The following is a 24,660-nucleotide window of genomic DNA, read 5'->3' as shown; positions in this document are numbered from 1 at the left end:
GCGATCTATCGGGGACTGCGCGACACGGCCGCGATAGCGTCGAGCACCGCCTTGCGCTTCGGCGTCTCCGCGAGCGGTTGGCCGCTATATTCGGCCAGGCCGAACGCCATGGTCGCACCGATTGGGCTGGTCGAGTGGAACAGCATCAGCACATCGCCATATTGGCTATCCCATTCGGCCAGATAGCGGCGATAGGCCTCGCCCATGCGGGGATCGCGGTTGAGCCGGGCCAACAATGTCGGGTCCTTGCCTGAATAGGTCGCATGCTGCCCACCTTCATAGACGATGTAGCGAAGGCCATGTTGGTCAGCGAGCTGCTTATACTGGCGCGCCGCCTCCATCGTTGCGTCTATCGACGCGGTCAGCTTCGGAAACAGCGGCGAGAGGTCCTTGGTATCCGCCGGCTCGGGTTCGGTCAGCAGCGTCTGGCCGAAATAGGCCGCGCTCGACAGCGCATCGACATGCGCGGCGGTGTCGCCGAAGGCCAGCGCGTCGCGCAGCGGATCGATCCAGGCATGCTGGCCCGACAATATCCGCACGAGCCGCTTCGGTTCCTGGGCATAGACGCGCTCCCAGATCTTGAAAACCTCCACCGAACGCTGCGCATAGCGCCGCATCCGCGCCTGATCGTCGGTTTTGCCGAGGTTCGCCTTGCGCCCTTCGGCCAGCGCCTGCTGCCCGGCGGGAAAGGCTTGGTTCCATATCTCGTTGCCGGTTTCGAGATAGACGGCGCGCTTCGGATCGAGATGATCATGCACATAGCGCGCGAAATTCTCGACATAGACTGCATCCGCGTTCCACGGGATCACGAACCACGGATCGACCTGAGCGATATTCGCGAGCGCGACCATATGCTCCAGCGCCACGCCCTGCCCGCCCGCCTGGAAGGTCGAACTGGGCAGAGTCCGCTGCGCCCAGTTGCCGGCCGCGTTCGAATTGCTCTGTTGCCAATCCATGAAGCGGACGACCTTGTACGGCTTCACGCTGGCGACGAAGGCGGGATCGAACAGAAGTTTGGGATCGGCATCCGCCTCCCGGCAATCGATATGGCGGATCGGATTGGCCGGGTTGGTCGCTTCGATCCGGAGATGAGTCCATTCCGTTTCACGGTGCCAGGTGAAATCGAACCGGCCGGGCGATGCCACCGGATTGGCGGTGCTTATCCCGCTGACGACCCCCTCGCCTTCATAGCGGCAGCGAATGGCGACGTCTTCGCGGACCGAGCGCGGCGGCCTGACGAGGACGACCGCGACATTTTCGCCGGGGCGAAGCGATGGCAGCGCACCCTCGCGATCGAGCCGCTTCAGGTCGAGATCGGACCATCCGTTGAGGATGGAATACCAACCCGCACCCGCGACCAGGTTCATGAAGGCCCGCTCCCGGCTCCAATATATCGGGCCGAAGACGTTGATGCCGAAGGCGGTCGGCTGCTTGGGCAGCGGCGTTGCCGCGGTCGCGGGCGTCTCGACCATATTGGAACCCGGCTGCTGCTTGCTGTAGTTCGCAACCACCGCGATACCGATGCAGAGCAGCGCCGCCAGCGCCAGCACCACGATCCGCCTCATCACCGTCTCCACCCACGCCATGACCGCACTAATGGCATAGGCCGGGGAAAAGGAAAGCCTCAGCGCAGCGCCGCCCGCTTGCCATAGGCAAGGAATGGCCGCTCGAAATATCGGGTCGAGAAATGCGCGGTGGCGAAGGTCGCCGCGATCAGAAATGGCCGTTTGAGATAGAGGATAAGCGCATCTCCGGTGCCGAGCCAGCTCGCCGCCAGCATGCCGTGATAGACGTAGAGCGCATAGGATATGCCCGCGACATAGGCCGCCGGACGCGAGACGAAAATGCGTCGCAGCATTGCCGGGAAAGCGTATATCGAAAGCCCGATCGCGCCCGCCGCCGCATAGGGGCGCACATAATGGAGCAGCCCGGCATTCTGGCGCCCCGAAGCGAGCAGCACCAACAATAGGAGCACCGGCAGCCAGACGGGCAACCGCTTCATCCATCCCGCCGCACGCCCGTCATGACAGAGCAGTGCCAGCGTCGCCCCGGCCAGTATCTCGTCGGCGCGCAACCATGTCGCGATGTCGATCTGCGCATGCATATGGATGCGCAAGGCCGTCACAGCGACGCAGAGCAGCGGCAGGATATAGAGACCGCGCCGGCCGGACAGCGCGACCAGCAGCGCGATCCCGACATAGAATTGCGCCTCGACGCACAGGCTCCAGAGATGGCCGCCCCCTTCCATCAGCGCACCGGGAACGAGGTTCGCCACAAACAGCAGGTTCAGCGCCAGCTTCGCCATGTCGGGACGCTCTACCGCCGCCAGGATCAGCATCGCCAGCCATGCCAGCGGCACGATCCGGAACAGCCGGCGGCGCAGGAAATCGGCGACATCCTGCTTTTCCAGAAGGAAGCGGGTGATCAGGAACCCTGACAGGACGAAGAACAGCGCCAGTCCGGACAGGGCGAAGGCGCTGTTCAACTGCCACGCCTTGGGCCCCAGCGGCAGGAGATGGCCGGCGAGGACGAACAGGATGCTGAGCGCGCGCCAGCCGTCGAGAATTTCTATCCGCCGGGATTCCATGGCCTATCTATCGGCAAGGCCATGGCGAAGGAAAGAGCCGCCTCATGTCATCAGCCTCTTGGCGGCGCGGGGACCGATGTTCTACACATGTCCCATGCTGACCGCGCTCGCCATCAGGGACGTCGTGCTGATCGAAGCACTCGATCTCGAATTCGGCGCCGGCCTCGGCACGCTGACCGGGGAGACCGGGGCGGGCAAGTCGATCCTGCTCGATGCTCTGGGCCTCGCGCTCGGCATGCGCGCCGACAGCGGCCTCGTCCGCAACGGCGCGGCGCAGGCGATGGTGTCGGCCAGCTTCGATCTGCCCGCCGATCATCCTGCCTTCGCGCTGATCGCGGAAAACGGTTTCGATGCCGAGCCGGGCGAGGCGCTGGTGATCCGCCGCGTCGTCAAGGCCGACGGCGGCAGCCGCGCCTTCATCAACGATCAGCCGGCGTCGGCGGCGACATTGCGCGAACTCGGCGCGATGCTGGTCGAGATACACGGCCAGCATGACGATCGCGGGCTGATCAACGCGCGCGGGCATCGCGCCCTGCTCGACAGCTTCGGACGGCTCAATGTCGCCGGGGTCGCCGCCGCGCACCGCGCCTGGCGCGTGGCGGAGGATGCGCTGGACATCGCCCGCACCGACCTGGAAAATGCGGCGCGCGATCGTGAATGGCTCGATCATGCCGTCGAGGAATTGACCCGCTTCGGGCCCGAGCCAGGTGAGGAAGCGATCCTCGCCGCCGAACGCTCGGACATGCAGAAAGGCGCGAAGCTCACCGACGATCTCGAAGCGGTCTCGGCGCATCTCGACGGGTCCGACGGCGGGCTCTCCGCGCTGCGCCAGGCCGCGCGCCGGCTGGACCGGATCGCTCCGGAACATCCGCTGCTCGGCGAGGCGCTGGCCGCGCTGGACCGCGCGGTTATCGAGGCGAGCGAGGCCGAGGACAAGCTCGCCGCCGCCGCCGAAGCGATGCGCTTCGATCCGGCGAGGCTGGAAGCGGCCGAAACCCGGTTGTTCGATCTCCGGGCCCTCGCCCGCAAGCACCGCGTCGATCCCGACGCGCTCGCCGCGCTGCGCGACGAACTGGCCGGGCGGCTCGATCGGATCGAAGCAGGCGACGCTGGCCTTGCCCAGCTGGAGGCCGCCGCGCGCGCGGCGCGCAAGAGTTACGCCGACGCGGCGGCAGCACTGAGCGCAGCCCGCGCCGCCGCCGCCGCGCGCCTCGACGCGGCGGTCGCGGCGGAGCTGGCGCCGCTCAAGCTCGACGCGGCGCGCTTCCGCACCATGGTGGAGGTGCTGCCCGAAAGCGGCTGGTCCGCCTCTGGCCGCGACCGGGTCGAGTTCGAGATATCGACCAACCCCGGCGCGCCGTTCGCGCCGCTGATCAAGATCGCCAGCGGCGGCGAATTGTCGCGCTTCATTCTCGCGCTCAAGGTCGCGCTGGCCGAAGAAGGCGCCGCGACGACGATGATCTTCGACGAGATCGACCGCGGCGTCGGCGGCGCAGTGGCGAGCGCGATCGGCGAACGGCTGCAGCGCCTGTCCTCGGGCGCGCAACTGCTGGTCGTCACCCATAGCCCGCAGGTCGCGGCGCGCGGGCAGCACCACTGGCTGATCGCCAAGAGCCATGACGGCCTGGTCACACGTACCGGCGTCCGTGCGCTCGACAGCGACGAACGTCGCGAGGAAATCGCCCGGATGCTGTCGGGCGCCGAAGTCACCGCCGAGGCGCGCGCGCAGGCGCTGCGGCTGCTGGAGGCGGCGTAGCGCTAGAGACGCTTCCTCTGTTAGGTGCCCATAGGTGCCCAGCGATAGCCTGCACCATCCTCCAGCGCGGAATCGGAACAAAAAGCTAGACTAATTGATTAGACCTTTACGTAGCGGAAGGCTCCACTGCGCATTCGATTTCGTCTACCTTTCAGATAGCTGACGAAGCCGAGTCGGTGCGGTGTTGTGGTAGCTTTTGCGTAACGTGGGGGGCGAACATGGGGTCAAGAAAAATTCTTGTTGCCGAAGACGATGCAATCGTTCGCATGGTCATCGAGCAGGCCCTTCTTGACGCAGGCTTTGCGGTCGAAGTCCATGACGGTGCGGCTATCGCCATAACGGCGCTGGAGAATGAGAGCGCCCCCGATGCCATCGTCAGCGACATACGGCTCGGCGGATCGCTGTCCGGATGGGATGTCGCACGGCGCGCACGCGAATTGCATCCCGGCATCGGCGTGGTCTATGTCAGCGGCGACAGCGGCGTCGAATGGCACGCGCAGGGCGTACCCGGCAGTATCTTCATCCAGAAGCCCTTCGCCGAAGCGCAGATCGTGACGGCCGTATCGACCGTGATCAACAATGCGAGCAGCACCCCGCCCGCCTGATCACAGGCTTGGCGCTGACCGGTGCTCCCGCCTAGAAGGGCGGTATGACCACCGAATCCCAGGCCGCCGAGAGACTCGCTTTCCTTGCCGCCGAAATCGCCCGGCACAATGCCCTCTACCATGGCGACGACGCGCCCGAAATTTCCGACGCCGACTATGACGCGCTGATGCGCGAGAACAGCGCGTTGGAAGCCGAATATCCGCATCTCATGCGCGCCGACTCCCCGTCGAAACTCGTCGGATCGGCGCCATCGGGCCATCTCGCGAAGGTCGCGCATGCCCAGCCGATGCTCAGCCTCGACAACGCCTTCGCCGACGAGGATGTCACCGATTTCGTCGGCCGGGTGCGCCGCTATCTGAGCCTGCCCGCCGATGCGCCGGTCGCGCTCACCGCCGAGCCCAAGATCGACGGGCTCTCCTGCTCGCTGCGCTATGAGAAGGGCGTGCTCGTCCTGGCCGCCACGCGCGGCGACGGCGCGGTGGGTGAGGATGTCACCGCCAATGTCCGCACCATCGACGACATTCCCGAGCGGCTGAAGGCGCCCACCCTGCTCGACGATATACCGGCGGTCTTCGAGATTCGGGGCGAGGTCTATATGGCGAAGGACGATTTCGCCGCGCTGAACGCCCGGCTGCTGGCAGAGGCCGAGGACCCGGCCAAGGCGCGCCAGTTCGCCAATCCTCGCAACGCCGCCGCGGGTTCGCTGCGCCAGAAGGACCCGTCGGTCACTGCCTCGCGGCCGCTGCGCTTCCTCGCCCATGGCTGGGGCGAGACGTCCGCCCTCCCCGCCGAGACCCAGAAGGGCGTGATGGACGCCATCGCCGGGTGGGGCGTCCCCGTCTCCGACGATCTTGTCCGGGTCGAGGGCGAAGGCCCCGCCCTCGCCCATTATCGCGGGATCGAGGCGCGCCGCGCCGACCTCCCCTTCGACATCGACGGGGTCGTCTACAAGGTCGACCGGCTCGACTGGCAGAAGCGGCTCGGATTCGTCGCCCGGGCGCCGCGCTGGGCGATCGCGCACAAATTCCCCGCGGAAAAGGCACAGACCGTCCTAAACGCAATCGACATCCAGGTCGGCCGCACCGGCAAGCTTACCCCCGTCGCCCGGCTCGAGCCGGTGACCGTCGGCGGGGTCGTCGTCACCAACGCGACGCTGCACAATGCTGACGAGATCGGCCGCCTCAACGTCTGGCCGGGCGACCGCGTCGTCATCCAGCGCGCCGGCGACGTGATCCCGCAGATCGTCGAGAATCTGTCGCGCGATCAGAGCCGCGGCGACTGGCCTTTCCCGCATGTCTGCCCCGAATGCGGATCGGCGGCAGAGCGCGAGCCCGGCGAGGTCGACTATCGCTGCACCGGCAGGCTGACCTGTCCGGCGCAGCGGGTCGAATCGCTGCGCCATTTCGTCTCTCGCCATGCGCTCGACATCGAAGGCCTGGGCCTGACCCATATCGAGAGCTTCTTCCGCGACGGACTGGTGCAATCACCCGCCGACATATTCCGGCTGACCAGGGAGACCCTGCTGAACCGCGAGCGCTGGGCCGAGACGTCGGCGGGCAACCTCGTCGCCGCGATCGACGCGAAACGCAATCCGCCGCTCGACCGGTTCCTGTTCGCACTGGGAATCCGCCATGTCGGTGAGGTGACCGCGCGCGACCTCGCCCGCCGCTATCGCAGCTGGAACGCGCTGAAAGCGATGATCGACCGCGCGCTCGAACTCCGGACGGAGGCGGTGCAGGCCATCGGCGAGCCCGACGAAAAATTCACGGTTCGCGTCGCCAAGGAACTCGCCGCCATTATCGAGACGCCGGGTGTCGGCCCCGAGGTCGCGCTGGCGCTGATCGACTTCTTCGCCGAGCCGCACAACGCCGATGCGGTCGCCGATCTGCTCAGCCAGTTGCAGCCCGCCGATGTGATCCACGAAACCCGCGCTTCCGAAGTCAGCGGCAAGACGGTGGTGTTCACCGGCACGCTGGAGACGATGTCGCGCGATGAAGCCAAGGCGCAGGCCGAAGCGCTGGGTGCGAAGGTCGCCGGATCGGTATCGGCGAAGACCGATCTGGTCGTCGCCGGCCCCGGCGCGGGATCAAAACTGAAAAAGGCGCAGGATCTGGGCATCGCCGTTACCGATGAGGCAGGCTGGGCCGATATCGTCGCGCGGGCGCGATAGCGCGTCGATTGCGACGCTTCCCCCGGATGATTAGGGATTTCCCTTGCGGCACAGTGTGAGCGCCCTAAGAAACCGTCCATGAGCATAGCCAGGCGTCGCGTTCCATATCTTGCCCTCGCCGGGCTGCTCGTGGCCGTAGCGGCGACGATCGCTGCCCTGTTTCTTGCACGCGCGCAGAGCAGGGCGGGTGACTGGTCCGAACATTCGCTGCGCGTCCAGATCCTGATTACCGACCTGACTGATCATATTCGCGCGATTGAGTCCGATCATCGCGGCTATGTCCTTACCCGCAACCCCCTGATGAAGGCCGACCTCAACAGGCTGGCCGACGAGATCGACCCCGCGATCGACCGGCTGGCCTTCGAGGTGAACGACAATCCGGTGCAGGTCGGTAATATCGACCGGCTGCGCCGTACAGTCGCCGCAAAGCTGGTCTTCGCGCGGCAGGGTGTTGTCGCTGCCGACAATGGCGAGCAGCGCGAGGAAACCGCGCGGATCGAATCGGGCGAAGGTGTCCGGCGCATGAAGGCGGCGCTGGCCGTCATGCAGGACATGGTGGCCGAGGAGGAAAGGCTGCTGGCCGAGCGTCGGCGCGATACCGACATGCTCGTCCAGGGCCTCGGCCTCGCGCTGGTCGCCGCGGTGCTGACCACGCTGATCGTCGCAGCGGCGGTGATCAGCGACAGCATTCGGCGCGAACGCGAGCTATTGCAGGCGCGCGATGCCGCGATCGCCGCCGAGGCTGCGCTGCGCGAGCAGATGGCGGCGCGCGAGATCGCCGAGGAACAGATCCGCCAGATGCAGAAAATGGAGTCGATCGGCCAGCTGACCGGCGGCATCGCGCACGACTTCAACAATATGCTCGCGATCGTCATAGGCAGCCTCGATCTCGCCCGCCGGAGGCTCGGCGATCCCGATCGGCTGCTGCGCTATATCGACAATGCCCATGAAGGCGCCGAACGCGCTGCGTCGTTGACCGCGCGGCTGCTCGCCTTCTCGCGCCAGCAACCGCTGGCCCCGCTCACGGTGGACGTCAACAAGCTGGTCGCGGGCATGTCCGAACTGCTCCAGCGCACCGTCGGTGAGGAATATATGGTCGAGACGGTGCTGGCGGGCGGATTGTGGCGCACCTTCGTCGATCCCGGCCAGCTGGAGAACGCCGTGATCAACCTGGCGGTCAACGCGCGAGACGCGATGCCGGACGGCGGCCGGATCACCATCGAGACGGCCAACGCCTATCTCGACGATGATTATGCGCGGTCGCGCGGCGACGTGACCCCCGGCCAATATGTCATGCTCAGCATGACCGATGCAGGCAGCGGCATGACGCCCGACGTCATGGCCAAGGCTTTCGATCCCTTCTTCACCACCAAGCCGGTCGGCAAGGGCACCGGTCTCGGCCTCAGCCAGATTTTCGGCTTCATGAAGCAGACCGGCGGTCATGCCGCGATCTATTCCGAGCCCGGCCACGGCACGACGGTCAAGCTCTATATTCCTCGCCATCTCGGCCAGCTCAGCGACCAGCAAAGCCGCCCTGCGATCGGCGAGACCGTGGTGCCGGTCGCCCGTCCGGGCGAAACCATCCTGGTGGTCGAGGACGAGCAGCGTGTCCGCCACTTCTCGGTCGATGCGCTGCGCGAGCTTGGCTATACCGTGATCTCGGCGGTCAACGGTGGCGACGCGCTCAAGGCGCTAAGCGAGCAACCTTCGATCACGATGCTTTTCACCGATATCGTGATGCCCGAGATGAACGGCCGCAAGCTCGCCGACGCCGCCATAGAAATGCGCCCCGACGTCAAGGTCCTGTTCACGACCGGTTATACCCGCAACGCGGTCGTCCATAACGGCATGCTCGACGCCGGGGTCGCCTTTCTGCCCAAGCCGTTCAGCGTGACCCAGCTCGGCGTGAAAGTCCGCGAGGTGCTCGACGGCAAGGGCGCCAACCGGCCGGCCTGAGAGCCGGCACCCTCATCATCCCAGAAAATCCGGGATGAGGAACGCTTGTGCGTCCCCACGCTGCCCATTATCCCAACCCCATGTTCCACAAGATCATCGCCGTGCTGGCGGGCTTCATCATCACCGTCATCTCGACGACAGGCTATACCGGCATCGTCATCCTGATGGCGATCGAGAGCGCCTGCATCCCGCTGCCCTCGGAGATCATCATGCCCTTCGCGGGCTATCTGGTCTCGACCGGCCGGTTCGACCTCTATCTCGCGGCAACCGCAGGCGCGATCGGCTGCAATGTCGGGTCGATCTTCGCTTATGAGCTGGGCAAGCGCGGGGGCCGTGCAGTGGTCGATCGCTGGGGCCGCTATGTGCTGATGAGCCACAGCGATCTCGACCGGGCCGAACGTTTCTTCAGCCGCTGGGGCGACCTGACCGTGCTGGTCTGCCGCCTGCTCCCCGCGATCCGCTCGTTCATCGCCTTCCCTGCGGGCGTCGCGCGGATGAACCTGCTGCGCTTCCACTTCTACACCTTCATCGGCTCCTGGCCCTGGTGCTTCGGCCTCGCCTGGGTCGGCATGAAGCTGGGCGAGCAGTGGCGCACCGATCCGCGGCTGAGCGGCATCCTCCACACGCTCGACTTCCTGATCGTCGGCCTGATCCTGGCAGGCGGCATATGGTTCGTCTGGCACCGGCTGAAACGCCCGGCGTCAAAGGTCTGAGATATGGCCATGAACCCCGTCTACGCCGCGCTGCCCACCACCATATTCGAGAAGATGTCGGCGATCGCGCGCGAGACCGGCGCGATCAACCTAGGCCAAGGCTTTCCCGATGCCCCGGGGCCGGAGGACGTGCGCCGCGCCGCCGCCGAGGCGCTGCTCAACGGCTATAACCAATATCCGTCGATGCTCGGCCTGCCCGAGCTGCGTCAGGCGGTCGCCGGGCACTATGCCGAACATCACGGCCTCGCCGTCGACTGGCAGTCGGAGGTCGTCGTAACCTCGGGCGCGACCGAGGCGATCGCCGCATCGATCCTGAGCCTCGTGTCCGAAGGCGACGAGGTGGTGCTGGTCCAGCCGCTTTACGACGCCTATCTGCCGATGGTACGCCGCGCGGGCGGCACCCCGCGGCTGATCCGCCTCGAACCGCCGCACTGGACGCTCGACGCCGCCGCTCTCGACGCCGTGATCGGACCGAAGACCCGGGCGATCATCTTCAATAACCCCGCCAATCCCACCGGCCGGATGTATGACCGCGCCACGCAGGAGCTGATCGCCGACCGCTGCATCCGCCACGACATCGTCGCGATCTGTGACGAGGTGTGGGAGCATGTCATCTTCGAAGGCGAGCATATCCCGCTGATCACCCTACCCGGCATGCGCGAGCGGACCGTCAAGATCGGATCGGCGGGCAAGATCTTCGCGCTGACGGGGTGGAAGGTCGGCTGGATGGTCGCCGGCAAGGCGCTCGCCGCACAGGTCGCCAAGGCACACCAGTTCATGACCTTCACCACCCCGCCCAATCTGCAGGTCGCGGTGGCGCAGGGGCTGACCAAGCCGAAAAACTGGTTCGAGGATATGCGCGCCGACTTCGCACGCTCACGCGACCGGCTGGTCGCCGGGCTCCAGGCCGTCGGCTATGCCGTGCTGTCCAGCCAGGCGACATGGTTCGTCTCGGTCGACCTGACCGCGTCGGGCATCACCCTCGACGACGTCAGCTTCGCCGACCGGATGGCGCTTGAAGGCGGGGTCGTGACGATCCCGGTCTCAGCCTTCTTCGCGGAGAGCCCGGTCACGAACATCGTCCGCCTCTGCTATTGCAAGGACGACGCGGTTCTCGACGAGGCGATCAAACGCCTCGCCGCCATGCGCGAGAAACTGGCCTCTTAACCCCTCTCCCCGGAGGGAAGGGTTTTTTAAGACTTAACGCCCGCCGCTACCGCCGAAGCGGCGCACCGAACCCTTGTGCGCGCCGGGCGCCCCCTTGGGGCGGCTGAAGCGGCGCTTGGGCTGGCCTTCGCCGGCGCCGTTGCGGCCACCGCCGTCGTGACGGCGGCGATCGCCCTGCGGCTGCGGCGCGCTGGGCGCGGGCTTGGGCAGCTTGGCGCGTTCAGCGATGAAGTTCTCGGGCAGCGGCTGGATCTGAAGCTGGATCTTGGTCAGCCGCTCGATCGCCTTGAGGTAGGGCCGCTCGTCGTCAGCCACGAAGGCGATGGCGATGCCCGCGGCACCCGCGCGCGCGGTGCGGCCGATGCGGTGGACATATTGCTCGGCGACGTTGGGCAGCTCGAAGTTGAAGACATGGCTGACCCCGCCGACATCGATGCCGCGTGCCGCGATGTCGGTCGCCACGAGGATGCGGATGTCGCCCTTGCGGAACAGGCCCAGCGCGCGCTCACGCTGCGGCTGGCTCTTGTTGCCGTGGATCGCTTCGGATTCGATGCCCGCCGCGCGCAGATTCTTCACGACGCGGTCCGCGCCATGCTTGGTGCGGGTAAAGACCAATGCGCGGTCGATCGGTTCGCTGCGGATACGCAGCGTCAGCAGCGCCTGCTTCTCGGCCGGATTGCAGAAGGTCGCATATTGCTCGACCCGCTCGGCGGTGGTCGATTGCGGCGCGACCGAGACCTTGACCGGATTGGTCAGGAAGCGATCGCCCAGATCGGCGATCGTCTTGGGCATGGTCGCCGAGAAGAACAGCGACTGGCGCTTCTTCGGCAGAAGCTGGTCGATCCGCTTGAGCGCGTGGATGAAGCCCAGGTCGAGCATCTGGTCCGCCTCGTCGAGAACGAAGACCTCGACGAACTTCAGGCTCAGCGCGCGCTGGTCGATCAGGTCGAGCAGGCGGCCCGGGGTGGCGACGAGGACGTCGACGCCGCGCTGGAGCTGGCGGATCTGCTTGTTGATGGGCACGCCGCCGAAAACGGTGGCGACGCTCAGGCGCAGAAATTTGCCATATTGGACGAAGCTCTCGGCGATCTGGCTGGCCAGTTCGCGGGTCGGCGCGAGAATCAGCATGCGGCAGCCCTGCGGCGGCGTGTGCTTCAGATTTTCGGAGAGATAATGGAGCGACGGCAGCGCGAAGGCCGCAGTCTTGCCGGTGCCGGTCTGGGCGATGCCGCACAGGTCGCGGCCTTCGAGCAGCGGCGGGATCGCCTGCTGCTGGATCGGCGTGGGGATGTCATAGCCCTTGGCGGCCAACGCGCGCTGCAGGGGCTCGATAAGACCGAGTTCGGAAAATTTGGTCACAAATGCACTTTCAAAGGTGCGGGCGCACGAACGAGCGTTCATGCGACAGCGGGTTCACATGACGACCCGCGTGAATTGGGAAGCCTCAGCTTGGTTTGCGTCCTGCGGGCCCGAGCCGGCCTGCCCCTTGGAACGGACAGGAGATCACGCTGCTCATCGGCCAAATGCTGCAAAACAGCATCGACGCAAGGCGGCATATGATCCATCCTGGACCGGATTACAAGCGGAGCTGTTCATGCCCCTCCAAAGATGGCGGAATATTGCGGCCTGTGTCCTACTGGCATCGGTCATCTCCCCTGCCCTGGCTGCGTTGAGCAACAGCGAGACGCAGATGATCCGCACGATCGATGCCGAACGCGGCCGCAGCGTCGGATTGCTCAAGACGCTGGTCGAAGTGAACTCGGGCTCGCGGAATATCGCCGGGGTGACGAAGGTCGGCGCGATGATGCGCGCCGAGCTCGAACCGCTCGGCTTCACGGTCCGCTGGATACCGATGGAGAAGGCCGGGCGCGCGGGCCATATCGTCGCCACCCACAAGGGCGATGGCCGGGGCAAGCGGCTGCTGCTGATCGGCCATCTCGACACGGTGTTCGAACCCGACAGCCCGTTTCAGCACTGGACGATGAAAGGCGCGGACAAGGCCGAGGGCCCCGGTGCCGGCGACGACAAGGGCGGCATGGTCGTGATGATCGCGGCACTGCGCGCGATGAAGGCGGCGGGGACGCTCGCCCATGCCGATATCGAAGTGGTGCTGACCGGCGACGAGGAGGATGCGGGCGACCCGATAGAGCTTGCCCGCGCAGACCTGATCGCGGCTGGCAAGCGCGCCGATGTCGCGCTCGACTATGAAGGGCTGGTCCGCGACAATGGCCGCGATATGGGCTCGATCGCGCGGCGCTCGTCGAACAGCTGGATTGTCAGGGCGACCGGCAACACCGGCCATTCGAGCGGCATCTTCAGCGAGAAGGTGGGCTATGGCGCGATCTATGAACTTGTGCGGATCATCGACCGCTTTCGCCGTGAACTGCCCGAGACCAATCTGACCTACAATGTCGGCCTGATCGCGGGCGGCGCGACCCAGTCGACCGACCCCGAGGGCATTCGCGCCACCGCGACCGGCAAGACCAACATCATCGCCCCGCTCGCCGAGGCGCGCGGCGACCTGCGTACCCTGTCCGACGAACAGACCGAGCGGGTGCGGGCGAAGATGAAGGCGATCGTCACCGATCATCTGCCGGGCACGGCAGCGACGATCGAATTTCCCGACGGCGGCTATCCCGCGATGGCGCCGACGCCGGGTAACAAGGCGATCCTCGACCGGCTCAACATCGTCAATCGCGACATGGGCCTTCCCGACATGCCTGCGCTCGACCCGCTCAAGCGCGGCGCGGGCGACGTCAGCTTCGTCGCGAAGGATGTCGACAGCTTCGCGGGGATGGGCCCATACAGCACCGGCGATCACGCCCCGGGCGAAACCGTCGACCTGACGAGCATCCCGCTCCAGGCGAAACGCGCGGCGCTATTGATGTCGCGGTTGAGCGCGGAGAAGCGGAAGTAACTTAGCCCTCTCCGTTTTCACGGTAGAGGGTGGAAGTCAGAAATCCGGCTTCTCATAATGTTCGGGCGGGCCGACCAATTCCATCCGCTCGGCCAGCACGACGCGCAACGAGCGGCGCGATTTCATGCCCGAATACCATTGTTTGGTCTCGTCATGGCCGCGCCAATCGATCCCGCCCAGATAGTCGGCGACCGAAATATGCGCGGCGCAGGCAAGGTCGGCCAGGCTGAGCAGCGGGCCGCCGATCCAGCGGCGGCTACCGACCAGATAGTCAATATAATCAAGATGATCGTTGACAGCCTTCATTGCCTGTCGCAGCACGCCGGCGTCGGGCGAGGCGCGATGGACGATCCGTTTCAGCGCGCGCTCATAGAGCAACGGGCCGACCACGTCGGCGTAAAATTTCTCGTCGAAATAGGCGACCAGCCGACGGATCTCGCCCCGCGCCGCGGCGTTGCCCGGCAGCATCGGTACTGGCTCCACTGTCTCCTCGATATATTCGGAGATCGCGCAGCTGTGGATCAGCGTGGTGCCGGTCGTGGGATCGACCAGCACCGGCGTCTGCCCGACCGGGTTGAGATCGAGGAACTCGTCGCGCCGCAACCAGGGCGACTCGCGGACAAGATCATAGGCAATGCCCTTCTCCTCCATCTGGAGCCGGACCTTGCGCGAAAAGGGACAGAGCGGGAATTGGTAAAGCTGCCACATGTTGCCGCGACCCTATCGAGCCGCGGCAATGATGTCAGCAGGACGAAATGAAGAACATGCGCTTCCCCCTCCCTTTTTGCTCCCCTCCCTGCCAAGGGAGGGGCTGGGGGTGGGTCACGCCGCGGGTCGTGGCAACTCCGGTCGGCCAAAAAAGCGGACTAACCCGCCCCTAACCCCTCCCTTGGCAGGGAGGGGAATTTCGGCTCACTCCGCCGCCACCACCTCGGCCTCGGCGTCGCTCAGCGGATAATCGAGGCGATCGACCATCTCCTTCGGACAGACCTGCCAGATGCGCAAACGCCATCGGTCCCAGTCGTCGAGGATGCTGTGCGCCCATTTGCTATCCGTGCGCTCGGCATGTTCGGCGATCAGCGCCTTGCAGCGCATTTCCCAGCGGACCGAGGCGAAGCGCTGCCAGAGGATGCTCTCGGGGTTGGCGTTCTGTTCGAAGTCACCCTGCTCGTCGAGTACGAAGGCCATCCCCCCGGTCATGCCCGCACCGAAATTCGCGCCGACCCGGCCCAGGATCACGGCGATGCCGCCGGTCATATATTCGCAGCCATTCGCGCCGCAGCCCTCGACCACTACGGTCGCGCCCGAATTGCGGACCGCGAAGCGCTCGCCCGCCTGCCCCGCCGCGAACAGCTTGCCCGACGTCGCGCCATAGAGGACGGTGTTGCCGATGATCGTGTTCGACTTGGTCTCCAAGGGCGACGACACCATCGGGCGAACCGCGATGATCGCGCCCGAAAGGCCCTTGCCGACATAGTCGTTCGCATCGCCGAACACTTCGAGGGTGATGCCCTTGACTGCGAAGGCGCCCAGCGACTGCCCCGCCGATCCGCGCAGGCGGATATGGACATGGCCGTCGGCGAGCGAGGACATGCCGAAGCGCTGGGTGATTTCCGCCGAGAAGCGCGTGCCGACCGCGCGGTGGGTGTTCCGCACGGTGTAGGTCAGCTGCATCTTCTCGCGCCGGTCGAACACCGCCTTGGCGTCCTCGATCATTTGCGCGTCGAGGCTGTCGGGAACCTCGTTGCGGAAGCCCTTGATGTTGAAGCGCCGCTTGTCGGCAGGCGCATCGACCTTGGCGAGCACCGGGTTGAGGTCGAGGTCGTCGAGATGCTCGGCGCCTCGGCTGACCTGGCGAAGCAGTTCGGTGCGGCCGATGATCTCGTCGAGCGAGCGCACGCCGAGCTTGGCGAGGATTTCGCGCACCTCCTCGGCGATGAAGGTCATCAGGTTGATGACCTTCTCAGGCGTGCCGACGAACTTCTTGCGCAGCGCCTCGTCCTGCGTACAGACGCCCACCGGGCAGGTGTTCGAATGGCACTGCCGCACCATGATGCAGCCCATCGCGACCAGCGACAGCGTACCGATGCCGAACTCCTCCGCGCCCAGGATCGCGGCGATGACGATGTCGCGCCCGGTCTTGAGGCCGCCGTCGGTGCGCAGCTTGACGCGATGCCGCAGGCCGTTGAGCGTCAGCACCTGATTGGTCTCGCTCAGCCCCATTTCCCACGGCGTGCCGGCATATTTGACCGAAGTCTGCGGGCTCGCGCCGGTACCGCCGACATGGCCCGCGACCAGGATCACGTCGGCATGCGCCTTGGCGACGCCCGCCGCGACGGTGCCGATGCCCGCCGAGCTGACCAGCTTGACGCAGACTCGCGCACGCGGGTTGATCTGCTTCAGGTCGTAGATCAGCTGCGCCAGATCCTCGATCGAATAGATGTCATGATGCGGCGGCGGCGAGATCAGCATCACGCCGGGGGTCGAATGGCGAAGCTTCGCGATCATCTCGGTGACTTTGAAGCCGGGCAACTGGCCGCCCTCGCCGGGCTTGGCGCCCTGCGCGACCTTGATCTCCAGCTCCTCGGCCGCGCCCAGATATTCGGCAGTGACGCCGAAGCGGCCCGAAGCAACCTGCTTGATAACCGAATTGGCGTTGTCGCCGTTTGCATAGGGCGCGTAGCGGCTCTTGTCCTCGCCCCCCTCGCCCGATACCGCCTTCGCGCCGATCCGGTTCATCGCGATCGCCAGCGTCTCATGCGCCTCGGGGCTCAATGCGCCGAGCGACATGCCGGGGGTCACGAAGCGCTTGCGGATCTCGGTGATCGGCTCGACCGAGTCGATCGGAATCCCCTCTCGCGCCCAGTTGAACTCGAGCAAGTCGCGCAGATAGATCGGCGGCAGATCGCGCACCCCGCGCGAGAATTGCAGATAGGTCGAATAGCTGTCAGTCGCGACCGAGCTTTGTAACAGGTGCATCAGCTGCGCCGAATAGGCATGCGCCTCCCCGCCCGCCCGCTGGCGATAGAAGCCGCCGACGGGCAGCGACACGACGACGTCGTCGAACGCCGCCTCGTGCCGCTCGACCAGGTTGATCTGCAGCGAGTTGTAACCCTCGCCCGAAATCTTCGCGGGCATGCCGGGAAAGAAGTCGTTGACCAGCGCGCGGCTGAGCCCGACCGCCTCGAAATTATAACCGCCGCGATAGCTGGAGATCACCGCGATCCCCATCTTCGACATGATCTTGAGCAGACCGTCGTCGATCGCTTTGCGATGCCGCTTCAGGCAATCGGCCAGCGAAAGATCGCCGAACAGGCCGCGCGCATGGCGATCGGCGATCGCGGCTTCGGCCAGATAGGCGTTCACCGTCGTCGCGCCGACGCCGATCAGCACCGCATAATAATGGGTGTCGAGGCATTCGGACGAACGGACATTGACCGACGCATAGGAGCGCAGCCCCTTGCGGACGAGGTGGGTGTGCACCGCCGCCGCCGCCAGCACCATCGCGATGGCGATCCGGTCCGGCCCGACATGCTCGTCGGTCAGGAAAAGCTCGGCCTTGCCCTCGCGCACCGCGGTCTCGGCCTCGGCGCGGACGCGCGCGATCGCGTGGCGCAGCGCGTCGGGCCCGCCATGCGCGTCGAAGGTGCAGTCGATCTCGGCCGCCTGCGCACCGAAATGGTTCTTCAGCGTGTGCCAGTCGCGGCAGTGGAGCACCGGGCTCTCGAGCACCAGCACATCGGCATTCTGCCCCTCATTGTCGAGGATGTTGGCGAGGTTGCCAAAGCGCGTCTTCAGGCTCATCACCCGCGTTTCGCGCAAGCTGTCGATCGGCGGGTTGGTGACCTGGCTGAAATTCTGCCGGAAGAAATGGCTGATCAGCCGCGGCTTGTCCGAGATCACCGCGAGCGGCGTATCGTCGCCCATCGAGCCGATCGCCTCCTTGGCGTCCTCGACCTGCGGGCTGAGGATCAGCTCCATATCCTCCAGCGTCTGCCCCGCCGCGACCTGGCGGCGCAGCAGTTCGGGCCGCGACCAGCGCGGGATCATGTCCTCTTCGGGCGCGGGCAGGTCCTTGAGCGTCCGGAAATCCTTGACCCATTCGCCATAGGGCTTCTCGGCGGCGATCTTGTCCTTGATTTCGGCGTCGCCATAAAGGCGGCCTTCTTCCAGATCGATCGCGATCATCTGCCCCGGGCCCATCCGGCCCTTGGCGATGATCGTGCTTTCGGGGACGACGACCATGCCGGTCTCCGAACCGACGATCAGCAAATTGTCGGCGGTGCGCGTGGTGCGCAGCGGGCGCAGCGCGTTGCGGTCGACGCCCGCGACGACCCAGCGGCCATCGGTCATCGCCAGCGCGGCCGGGCCGTCCCACGGCTCCATCACCGATCCGAAATAGCTGTACATCGCCCGGCGCGCCTCGGGCACGTCATGGCTGTTCTGCCACGCTTCGGGCACCAGCATCAGCTTGGCGGTCGGCGCGTCGCGGCCCGAACGGCAGATCGTCTCGAACACCGCGTCGAGCGCCGCCGTGTCCGACGCACCCGCCGGGATCAGCGGCTTGATCTCGTCCGAATGCTCGCCGAACGCGAGGCTCGCCATCTTGATCTCGTGGCTCTTCATCCAGTTCTTGTTGCCGCGGATCGTGTTGATCTCGCCGTTGTGGGCGAGGGCACGGAACGGCTGCGCCAGCCACCATTGCGGGAAGGTGTTGGTCGAATAGCGCTGGTGGAAGATCGCGACCCGGCTGACGAACCGCTCGTCCTTCAAGTCGGGATAGAAGACCGACAGCTCCTCGGCGAGGAACAGCCCCTTATAGACGATCGAGCGCGCCGACAGCGAACAGATGTAGAAGCCCTGGATCTGCGCCTCGATCACCTTGCGCTCGATACGCCTACGGATCAGGTAGAGGTTCTTCTCGAACTCCTCGAGGCTCATCGCGTCGGGCATCGGCCCGGCGATCATGATCTGCTCGATCTCGGGACGGGTCTGCAGCGCCTTTTCGCCGATCACCGACACGTCGACGGGTACCTGACGCCAGCCATAGATGGTGTAACCGAAATCGATGATCTCGCTCTCGACGATCGTGCGGCAGGTCTCCTGCGCGCTGAGATCGGTGCGCGGCAGGAACACCATGCCGACCGCGAGGCGGTTCGGCTGCGGCTTGTGCCCGGCATATTCGATCGCATCGTCGAAGAAGCGCGCGGGCAGATCGACATGGATGCCGGCCCCGTCGCCGGTTTTGCCATCGGCATCCACCGCGCCGCGATGCCACACCGCCTTCAGCGCGTCGATCGCGGCCGCGACGACGCGGCGCGACGGCTTGCCATCGGTCGCCGCGACCAGACCGACTCCGCAGGCATCGCCTTCGAAATCGGGACGGTACATGCCCTCGCGGGCGAGGCGAGCATGTTCGGGGGTCAGATATTCGTAGGACATCACGAAATCCTAGCTGGCGGTCGGCGAGCGGAGCTTCGCCTTGTCTGCGGGGTGATTCTTGATCCAGTCGGTGACGATCTGCATGACCTTCTGCTGGAACTGCTGCTGACGGGGCTGCATCACTTCGAACATGATCGGCATCATCTCGGTGGCGATGGCGGGTGTCTCAGCGCGCATCCGGACCATCACCGGATCATTCATCAGCGCGATCACGCGCCGCAATTCCTCGGTGGTGAAATGTTGTGCATAGATCAACGCGAACTTGTCGATCACTGCCGGGGTGAAAACCGAATCCATCGACGCCACATAAGCCTGCATCGCCGCCGTCAACTCGGTGTTCAGCCCTTCGGGGACAGCATTGTCCTGAAACATCTGCCGCATCTGCCGCCCCATCGCTTCCGCAAGGCGGGGGCCGGTCGCCTTCATCTGGGCCCGGATGTCGGACACCTGGATGAAGTCGCGCGCTGCCGCAAGCCTGGCCGCGTCGGGCGTAGCCTGTGCCAGCACGGGCGATGCGAAGGCGATCGCCGCCGCGAAGACCGCCACCCGCATCATGCCGCCACCTTCTCGGCTTTCGCCTTCGCCTTGGCCCTGAGATAGGCGTGCATCCGATCGGCCACGTCGCGGCCGTCGCGGATCGCCCAGACGACGAGACTCGCGCCGCGGACGATGTCGCCCGCCGCGAAGACGCCGTCTACCGAGGTCTGCATCGTTTTGTGGTCAACGCGCAGCGTACCCCAGCGCGTCACCGACAGCTCGGAGCTGCCGAACGCCCCCGGCAGATCCTCGGGGTCGAAGCCCAGCGCCTTGATGACGAGGTCGGCGTCGAGGCGGAACTCGCTGCCCGGATCGGCTTCGGGGGTACGGCGGCCCGAAACATCAGGTTCACCGAGCCGCATCCTGATCGCGCGCACGCCGCTGACCGCGTCACCGCCGTCGAAAGCCTCGGGCGCGGACAGCCAGACGAACTCGACCCCCTCTTCCTCGGCATTCTTCGTTTCGCGCTGCGATCCCGGCATGTTCGCCCGGTCGCGGCGATAGAGGCACTTCACCGACGCCGCACCTTGTCGGACGGCAGTGCGGACGCAATCCATGGCGGTGTCGCCGCCGCCGATGACCACGACATGCTTGCCCTCCGCGTTCAGGCCGCCACCGTCGAAGTCGGGCACCGCGTCGCCGAAGCTCTTGCGGTTCGAGGCGGTAAGATAGTCGAGCGCTTCGACCACGCCCTTGGCGCCGACACCGGGGGCCTTGATCGCGCGCGGCTTGTAGACGCCCGTCGCGATCAGCACCGCGTCATGCTTCTCGCGCAGTTCGGCGAGCGAGGCGTCGCGGCCCACTTCGAAATCCTGATGGAAGACGATGCCAGCGTCGATCAGTCGCTGGACGCGGCGCATCACGATCGGCTTTTCGAGCTTGAAGCCGGGAATGCCATAGGTCAGCAGCCCCCCTGCCCGGTCGTGCCGGTCATAGACATGCACTTCATAGCCGCGCGCGCGCATCGCCTCCGCAGTGGTCAGGCCCGCTGGACCCGCGCCGATGACGCCGACAGACTGGCCGCGCGCCGGGCCGACCTGGACTGGCTCGACCCAGCCATTCTCCCAGGCGGTGTCGGTGATGTATTTCTCGACCGAGCCGATCGTCACCGCGCCATGGCCGGAGAATTCGATCACGCAATTGCCCTCGCACAGCCGGTCCTGCGGGCAGATGCGGCCACAGATCTCGGGCATCGACGAGGTCGCGTTGGACAGCTCATAGGCCTCGCGCAGCCGGCCCTCGGTGGTCAGGCGCAGCCAATCGGGAATATGGTTGTGCAGCGGGCAATGGGTCGAGCAATAGGGCACGCCGCATTGCGAGCAGCGTGAGGCCTGCTCCTCGGCATTGTCGCCCGCATAGATCGGCGAGATCTCGTCAAAATCGGCAACGCGCGCATCGGCGGCGCGCTTCGGCGGATAGGCCTGGCCCACCTTCACGAATTTCAGCATCGGCTCGTTCGCCATCGACCTGTCCCCGCCACAGCCGGCATGATCCTCGGCGGGACGCGCGAACGGTCCCGCCGATGACACCACCGGCTCTCCACAAAAAATCAGGGTCCCGGCGCGCGCTTCGCGGGTCTGCGCGACATGCGCGGCTCCGTCGGGCGACCCAGGGCCATGGGCGCCCATTCCCACAGATGGGACGCGCTGTCACGCGCTTTTCGCGATTTAGGACAGAATATATGACCTATATTCTGTGGAGATAACCTCGGCGCAAAGGCGATCAGCGATGATCGGGGGATTTTACGACCGTATCGGACCTATTAAAGAGTCAAGCAAATCAAGGCGATGGTGCCCACGACGATGCGGTACCAGGCAAAAGGCGCGAAGCCGTGGCGGGTAACGACATTCAGGAACCAGCGGATCACCAGCATCGCGACGATGAACGATATAACGAAGCCGATCGCGATGGCGGTGGCCTGCGCGTCACCGAGGTCGTGCCGCGCCTTCCACAGTGCGAGCGTGGTCGCCCCCATCATCGTCGGGATCGCCAGGAAGAAGCTATATTCGGCGGCAGTCCGCCGCTCGACGCCCAGCGTCAGCGCCCCCATGATCGTCGCGCCCGAGCGGCTGACGCCGGGAATCATCGACAGGCACTGGATCAGGCCGATGCCGAGCGTGGTCTTCACGCTCATCCCCTCGACGCTGTCGCAGCTCGGGTTACGGACGCTACGCTCGATCACGAGAATGGCGACGCCGCCCAAGATCAGCGCGACCGCGACGATGATCGGCGTGTTGAGCATCGCCTTGATCGCGCCATAGGCAACCGCCCCGATCACCGCGGAGGGCAGGAAGCCGATCAGCACGTTGCGGGTGAAGCGGATCGCCTGGGGATCGCGGCGAAAAAGACCCGCGATGACATCGAGAAAGCGCTGCCGGTAAAGCACCACGACCGCCAGGATCGCCCCCAGCTGGATGACGATGTCGAAGGTCTCTGTCCCCTGCGGCACCCGCATCACCTCCCCCGCCAGGATGAGATGGCCGGTCGAGGACACCGGAATGAACTCGGTCAACCCCTCGACGATGCCGAGCAGGACGATCGACAGCAGCGACATCTCCATGATGCGTCAGGCGGCCGGCTTGGTGGTGGTGGCGAAGCGGCCGTGCGGGCGATACTGGACTAGCCAGCCGGGGGCGACCGCCTCCATCGGGGTCGGCTTGATGCCGAACGCCTCGAGGCCCTTCGCGCCGGCCGACACGACATTGTCCTTCTGCAGCATCAGCCACTGGTCGCGCGTGATCGGCGCGCCCGGCAGGACGCCAAGCAGTGTCGCCAGGATCCCTCCCGCGAAGTCGGGCACCGGCACGAAATTGGGTTCGCGCCCGGTCGCCTTGGCCAGCCATGCGTTGAGCCCCGCCATCGTCACCACCTCGGGCCCGCCCAGCTCATAGGTCTTGCCCGCATGGGCGCCGGAGTTCAGCGCCGCCGCTGCGATCGCGCGGGCCACGTCGGCCACCCAGACCGGCTGGAACTTCGCCTCGCCGCGCAGCACCGGGACGAAGGGTACGGCCTGCAACGCGGCGAACCGGTTGAGAAAGCCATCTTCCTGCCCGAACACGACCGATGGACGGATGATCGTCGCGCCGGGGAAGACCGCGCGCACCGCCGCCTCGCCCTCGCCCTTGCTGCGGCCATAGGCCGAGGGCGATTCGGGATCGGCGCCGATCGCCGAGACGTGGACGAGTGCTTCCACGCCCGCCGCCTGCGCCGCGCCCGCGACATTGGCCGCCCCCTTGCGGTGGATAGCGTCGAAATCGCCCTTCAATATGCCGACCAGGTTGATCACCACGTCGGCGCCCTCGACCGCACGGGCCACGCTGGCGGGCTTGGTGACGCTGGCGGGCACGAACTGGATCTGGCCGAGTGTGCCCAGCGGCTTCAGGAAAAAGGCATCAGACGGATCGCGTTCCGCCACGCGGACGCGCGCGCCCGCTTTCAGCAGCTCCTGCGCGACATAACGGCCCAGAAAACCACCACCGCCGAACAGCGTGACAAGACGGCTCATCGTCATATTCCCTTGATGATCAGATCGCGACCGCATTGCCCTGCACGGAAGCTGTTGACAAGGCACAAGGAGCGCCGCTATCCGCCCGGCCTCACCCCGGATGCCCAGGTGGTGGAATTGGTAGACGCGCTGGCTTCAGGTGCCAGTGGCCGCAAGGCCGTGGAGGTTCGAGTCCTCTCCTGGGCACCAACGGATTGATCGTCGGAAGTCGCGACAGACTTCCAAAACCCCGGAAATTCAGTATAAACACTGTCGGCCTGACTGGCAGTGACCGCCCATGTTCGCGAGCAGCCGCGACCTTTTTGGGGGCCACGTTGGGGGCCTTTTCGAATCCCCTTCCGGAAGTGGCCCCCAACGATGCCTTTGACCGACACGACCATCAAAAACGCCAAGCACGGCTCCAAGCCGATCAAGCTCACCGATGGGCGCGGGATGTACCTCCTGCTCCAGCCGTCTGGCGGCGAGCTGTGGAAAATGAAATATCGCATCGGCGACAAGGAGAAGAAGCTGTCGTTCGGCTCCTATCCCGATGTCAGCCTGAAGGATGCACGTAACAAGCGCGACGAGGCCCGCGCCAAGATCGCCAACAAGAACTCCGTTGGCTAGCCCGGGTAGTTTATCGAAGCCGTGATTTGCCATGGCAGTTCTCCGCGACGAAAACTGCATTTTTTCCGGTCGCCTTGATCGAGAAAAGCTGCTCCGCGGGGGCGCACCGAGCCATTTCGAGGCACCTCAGTCAGTTATCGCCCCTCCCCGCTCTGGAACGGCCAAGTGGGCCGGTTGCCGACTAGCAGCTTTTCGGCGAAAAATGCACGAAAGCCGCCTCTCCGAGCGGGACAGACAAACTGGCAGCTTCCGCCTTTACACGAACCAGAGATTGTAGCTGCGGGATTTGAGGAAGCGTTGGAACAGGAAGCGGATCACATCCGCGTTCGCATGGATCGCGTGCTACACTCTATGACCGACGGCGACGACGTAGGTTGGAGTTTCCAGGCAACCCAGAAGCCGAACGAGCACCGTCATCAAATCAGCCGGCGGCCCTTCGGGATGGAGAATGTGCAGGCCGTGCAGATCGGCGGCTGGCGACTCCGTTCGCTGAATACCGCGGATATTTGAAGATCCAAAGATTTGGTGGTGGGCGAAGGCATCCGAACCTTCGACCCCAAGCTTGGCCAGGTTGAGCTATGGACCACCCTGAAGGCGGCTACATCGGTCCGCGGCTAAGAGAAGCCATTCCCCAAATGGCCTAACCCAGCGATTAGCGCTCCCCCAATCCGATGTTCGCCTACGGCGGAGCGAACGTA

Annotated in this window: 18 protein-coding genes and 1 tRNA gene; 10 read left to right on the top strand and 9 right to left on the bottom strand. The window is 65.5% G+C overall.

Features of this window, described 5'->3' with window-relative positions:
- Window positions 1-5: 5 nt before the first annotated feature.
- Window positions 6-1,586 (bottom strand): hypothetical protein, encoded by a 1,581-nt coding sequence (locus ASE00_RS02170; protein WP_235538509.1) that lies wholly within the window; start codon window positions 1,584-1,586, stop codon window positions 6-8.
- Between the two features lie 38 nt (window positions 1,587-1,624).
- Window positions 1,625-2,587: an acyltransferase family protein gene (locus tag ASE00_RS02165; protein ID WP_056377422.1), complete on the bottom strand. Its 963-nt coding sequence runs from the start codon at window positions 2,585-2,587 to the stop codon at window positions 1,625-1,627.
- 94 nt (window positions 2,588-2,681) lie between these two features.
- On the opposite strand from ASE00_RS02165, the gene recN reads away from it, so the two are divergent.
- The 6 genes from recN (at window position 2,682) to ASE00_RS02135 (ending at window position 10,955) form a co-directional block, all read left to right on the top strand.
- Window positions 2,682-4,343 carry a DNA repair protein RecN gene (gene recN, locus ASE00_RS02160; RefSeq protein ID WP_056377420.1) on the top strand — a complete coding sequence of 554 codons (1,662 nt, stop codon included), beginning with the start codon at window positions 2,682-2,684 and terminating at the stop codon, window positions 4,341-4,343.
- 218 nt (window positions 4,344-4,561) lie between these two features.
- Complete coding sequence (locus ASE00_RS02155) at window positions 4,562-4,948, top strand: response regulator (protein WP_056377419.1); 387 nt, start codon at window positions 4,562-4,564, stop codon at window positions 4,946-4,948.
- 44 nt (window positions 4,949-4,992) lie between these two features.
- Window positions 4,993-7,119 (top strand): NAD-dependent DNA ligase LigA, encoded by a 2,127-nt coding sequence (gene ligA, locus ASE00_RS02150; RefSeq protein ID WP_056377417.1) that lies wholly within the window; start codon window positions 4,993-4,995, stop codon window positions 7,117-7,119.
- Between the two features lie 78 nt (window positions 7,120-7,197).
- Window positions 7,198-9,075 carry a CHASE3 domain-containing protein gene (locus ASE00_RS02145; protein ID WP_056377415.1) on the top strand — a complete coding sequence of 626 codons (1,878 nt, stop codon included), beginning with the start codon at window positions 7,198-7,200 and terminating at the stop codon, window positions 9,073-9,075.
- A gap of 80 nt (window positions 9,076-9,155) precedes the next feature.
- Entirely contained in the window at window positions 9,156-9,788 is a 633-nt protein-coding gene (locus ASE00_RS02140; RefSeq protein ID WP_056377413.1) for a DedA family protein, read from the top strand.
- Window positions 9,789-9,791: 3 nt separating this feature from the next.
- Entirely contained in the window at window positions 9,792-10,955 is a 1,164-nt protein-coding gene (locus ASE00_RS02135) for an aminotransferase (RefSeq protein WP_156405239.1), read from the top strand.
- A gap of 33 nt (window positions 10,956-10,988) precedes the next feature.
- On the opposite strand, the gene ASE00_RS02130 is transcribed toward ASE00_RS02135, so the two are convergent.
- A complete protein-coding gene (locus ASE00_RS02130) occupies window positions 10,989-12,356 on the bottom strand; it encodes a DEAD/DEAH box helicase (RefSeq protein WP_056377410.1) in 1,368 nt (455 codons plus the stop codon).
- Window positions 12,357-12,549: 193 nt separating this feature from the next.
- On the opposite strand from ASE00_RS02130, the gene ASE00_RS02125 reads away from it, so the two are divergent.
- Window positions 12,550-13,872 (top strand): M20/M25/M40 family metallo-hydrolase, encoded by a 1,323-nt coding sequence (locus ASE00_RS02125; protein WP_056377408.1) that lies wholly within the window; start codon window positions 12,550-12,552, stop codon window positions 13,870-13,872.
- 36 nt (window positions 13,873-13,908) lie between these two features.
- On the opposite strand, the gene ASE00_RS02120 is transcribed toward ASE00_RS02125, so the two are convergent.
- The 6 genes from ASE00_RS02120 to ASE00_RS02095 all read right to left on the bottom strand — a co-directional run bounded on the left by ASE00_RS02120 (window position 13,909) and on the right by ASE00_RS02095 (window position 23,356).
- On the bottom strand, window positions 13,909-14,580 hold the full coding sequence (locus ASE00_RS02120) for a glutathione S-transferase family protein (protein WP_056377405.1): 672 nt from the start codon (window positions 14,578-14,580) through the stop codon (window positions 13,909-13,911).
- A 204-nt stretch (window positions 14,581-14,784) separates the two neighbouring features.
- Window positions 14,785-19,314, bottom strand: a complete 4,530-nt coding sequence (gene gltB / locus ASE00_RS02115) for a glutamate synthase large subunit (protein ID WP_056377404.1) — start codon at window positions 19,312-19,314, stop codon at window positions 14,785-14,787.
- A gap of 9 nt (window positions 19,315-19,323) precedes the next feature.
- The gene (locus ASE00_RS02110; protein ID WP_056377401.1) at window positions 19,324-19,869 is read right to left on the bottom strand and encodes a DUF2059 domain-containing protein; all 546 of its coding nucleotides are present in this window, start codon (window positions 19,867-19,869) and stop codon (window positions 19,324-19,326) included.
- Window positions 19,866-21,314 (bottom strand): NAD(P)-dependent oxidoreductase, encoded by a 1,449-nt coding sequence (locus ASE00_RS02105; RefSeq protein ID WP_056379200.1) that lies wholly within the window; start codon window positions 21,312-21,314, stop codon window positions 19,866-19,868. Before ASE00_RS02105 ends, ASE00_RS02110 begins: the two co-directional genes overlap by 4 nt.
- 299 nt (window positions 21,315-21,613) lie before the next feature.
- Window positions 21,614-22,411, bottom strand: a complete 798-nt coding sequence (locus tag ASE00_RS02100) for an undecaprenyl-diphosphate phosphatase (protein ID WP_056377399.1) — start codon at window positions 22,409-22,411, stop codon at window positions 21,614-21,616.
- Between the two features lie 6 nt (window positions 22,412-22,417).
- A complete protein-coding gene (locus ASE00_RS02095; RefSeq protein ID WP_056379198.1) occupies window positions 22,418-23,356 on the bottom strand; it encodes a complex I NDUFA9 subunit family protein in 939 nt (312 codons plus the stop codon).
- A 102-nt stretch (window positions 23,357-23,458) separates the two neighbouring features.
- Here ASE00_RS02095 and ASE00_RS02090 point away from each other — a divergent pair.
- From ASE00_RS02090 to ASE00_RS23265, 3 genes are all read left to right on the top strand, one after another.
- Window positions 23,459-23,545 (top strand) — tRNA-Leu (locus ASE00_RS02090).
- A 174-nt stretch (window positions 23,546-23,719) separates the two neighbouring features.
- A complete protein-coding gene (locus tag ASE00_RS02085; protein WP_235538508.1) occupies window positions 23,720-23,962 on the top strand; it encodes an Arm DNA-binding domain-containing protein in 243 nt (80 codons plus the stop codon).
- Window positions 23,963-24,313: 351 nt separating this feature from the next.
- Window positions 24,314-24,472 (top strand): hypothetical protein, encoded by a 159-nt coding sequence (locus ASE00_RS23265; protein ID WP_156405238.1) that lies wholly within the window; start codon window positions 24,314-24,316, stop codon window positions 24,470-24,472.
- Window positions 24,473-24,660: the final 188 nt, after the last annotated feature.

It is taken from the genome of Sphingomonas sp. Root710 (assembly GCF_001429065.1).
Lineage (GTDB): Bacteria > Pseudomonadota > Alphaproteobacteria > Sphingomonadales > Sphingomonadaceae > Rhizorhabdus.
Note: the sequence above shows the minus strand (reverse complement) of the source record. Positions and strands in the feature narration are given on the sequence as shown.

Coding starts and splice junctions, on each gene's coding strand:
- ligA (WP_056377417.1), top strand. CDS start 4,993: ATGACCACCGAATCCCAGGCCGCCGAGAGACTCGCTTTCCTTGCCGCC.
- ASE00_RS02120 (WP_056377405.1), bottom strand. CDS start 14,580: ATGTGGCAGCTTTACCAATTCCCGCTCTGTCCCTTTTCGCGCAAGGTC.
- recN (WP_056377420.1), top strand. CDS start 2,682: ATGCTGACCGCGCTCGCCATCAGGGACGTCGTGCTGATCGAAGCACTC.
- ASE00_RS02110 (WP_056377401.1), bottom strand. CDS start 19,869: ATGATGCGGGTGGCGGTCTTCGCGGCGGCGATCGCCTTCGCATCGCCC.
- ASE00_RS02140 (WP_056377413.1), top strand. CDS start 9,156: ATGTTCCACAAGATCATCGCCGTGCTGGCGGGCTTCATCATCACCGTC.
- ASE00_RS02135 (WP_156405239.1), top strand. CDS start 9,792: ATGGCCATGAACCCCGTCTACGCCGCGCTGCCCACCACCATATTCGAG.
- ASE00_RS02165 (WP_056377422.1), bottom strand. CDS start 2,587: ATGGAATCCCGGCGGATAGAAATTCTCGACGGCTGGCGCGCGCTCAGC.
- ASE00_RS02145 (WP_056377415.1), top strand. CDS start 7,198: ATGAGCATAGCCAGGCGTCGCGTTCCATATCTTGCCCTCGCCGGGCTG.
- ASE00_RS02130 (WP_056377410.1), bottom strand. CDS start 12,356: ATGAACGCTCGTTCGTGCGCCCGCACCTTTGAAAGTGCATTTGTGACC.
- ASE00_RS02105 (WP_056379200.1), bottom strand. CDS start 21,314: ATGGCGAACGAGCCGATGCTGAAATTCGTGAAGGTGGGCCAGGCCTAT.
- ASE00_RS02170 (WP_235538509.1), bottom strand. CDS start 1,586: ATGGCGTGGGTGGAGACGGTGATGAGGCGGATCGTGGTGCTGGCGCTG.
- ASE00_RS02125 (WP_056377408.1), top strand. CDS start 12,550: ATGCCCCTCCAAAGATGGCGGAATATTGCGGCCTGTGTCCTACTGGCA.
- ASE00_RS23265 (WP_156405238.1), top strand. CDS start 24,314: ATGACCGACGGCGACGACGTAGGTTGGAGTTTCCAGGCAACCCAGAAG.
- ASE00_RS02155 (WP_056377419.1), top strand. CDS start 4,562: ATGGGGTCAAGAAAAATTCTTGTTGCCGAAGACGATGCAATCGTTCGC.
- ASE00_RS02095 (WP_056379198.1), bottom strand. CDS start 23,356: ATGAGCCGTCTTGTCACGCTGTTCGGCGGTGGTGGTTTTCTGGGCCGT.
- ASE00_RS02100 (WP_056377399.1), bottom strand. CDS start 22,411: ATGGAGATGTCGCTGCTGTCGATCGTCCTGCTCGGCATCGTCGAGGGG.
- gltB (WP_056377404.1), bottom strand. CDS start 19,314: ATGTCCTACGAATATCTGACCCCCGAACATGCTCGCCTCGCCCGCGAG.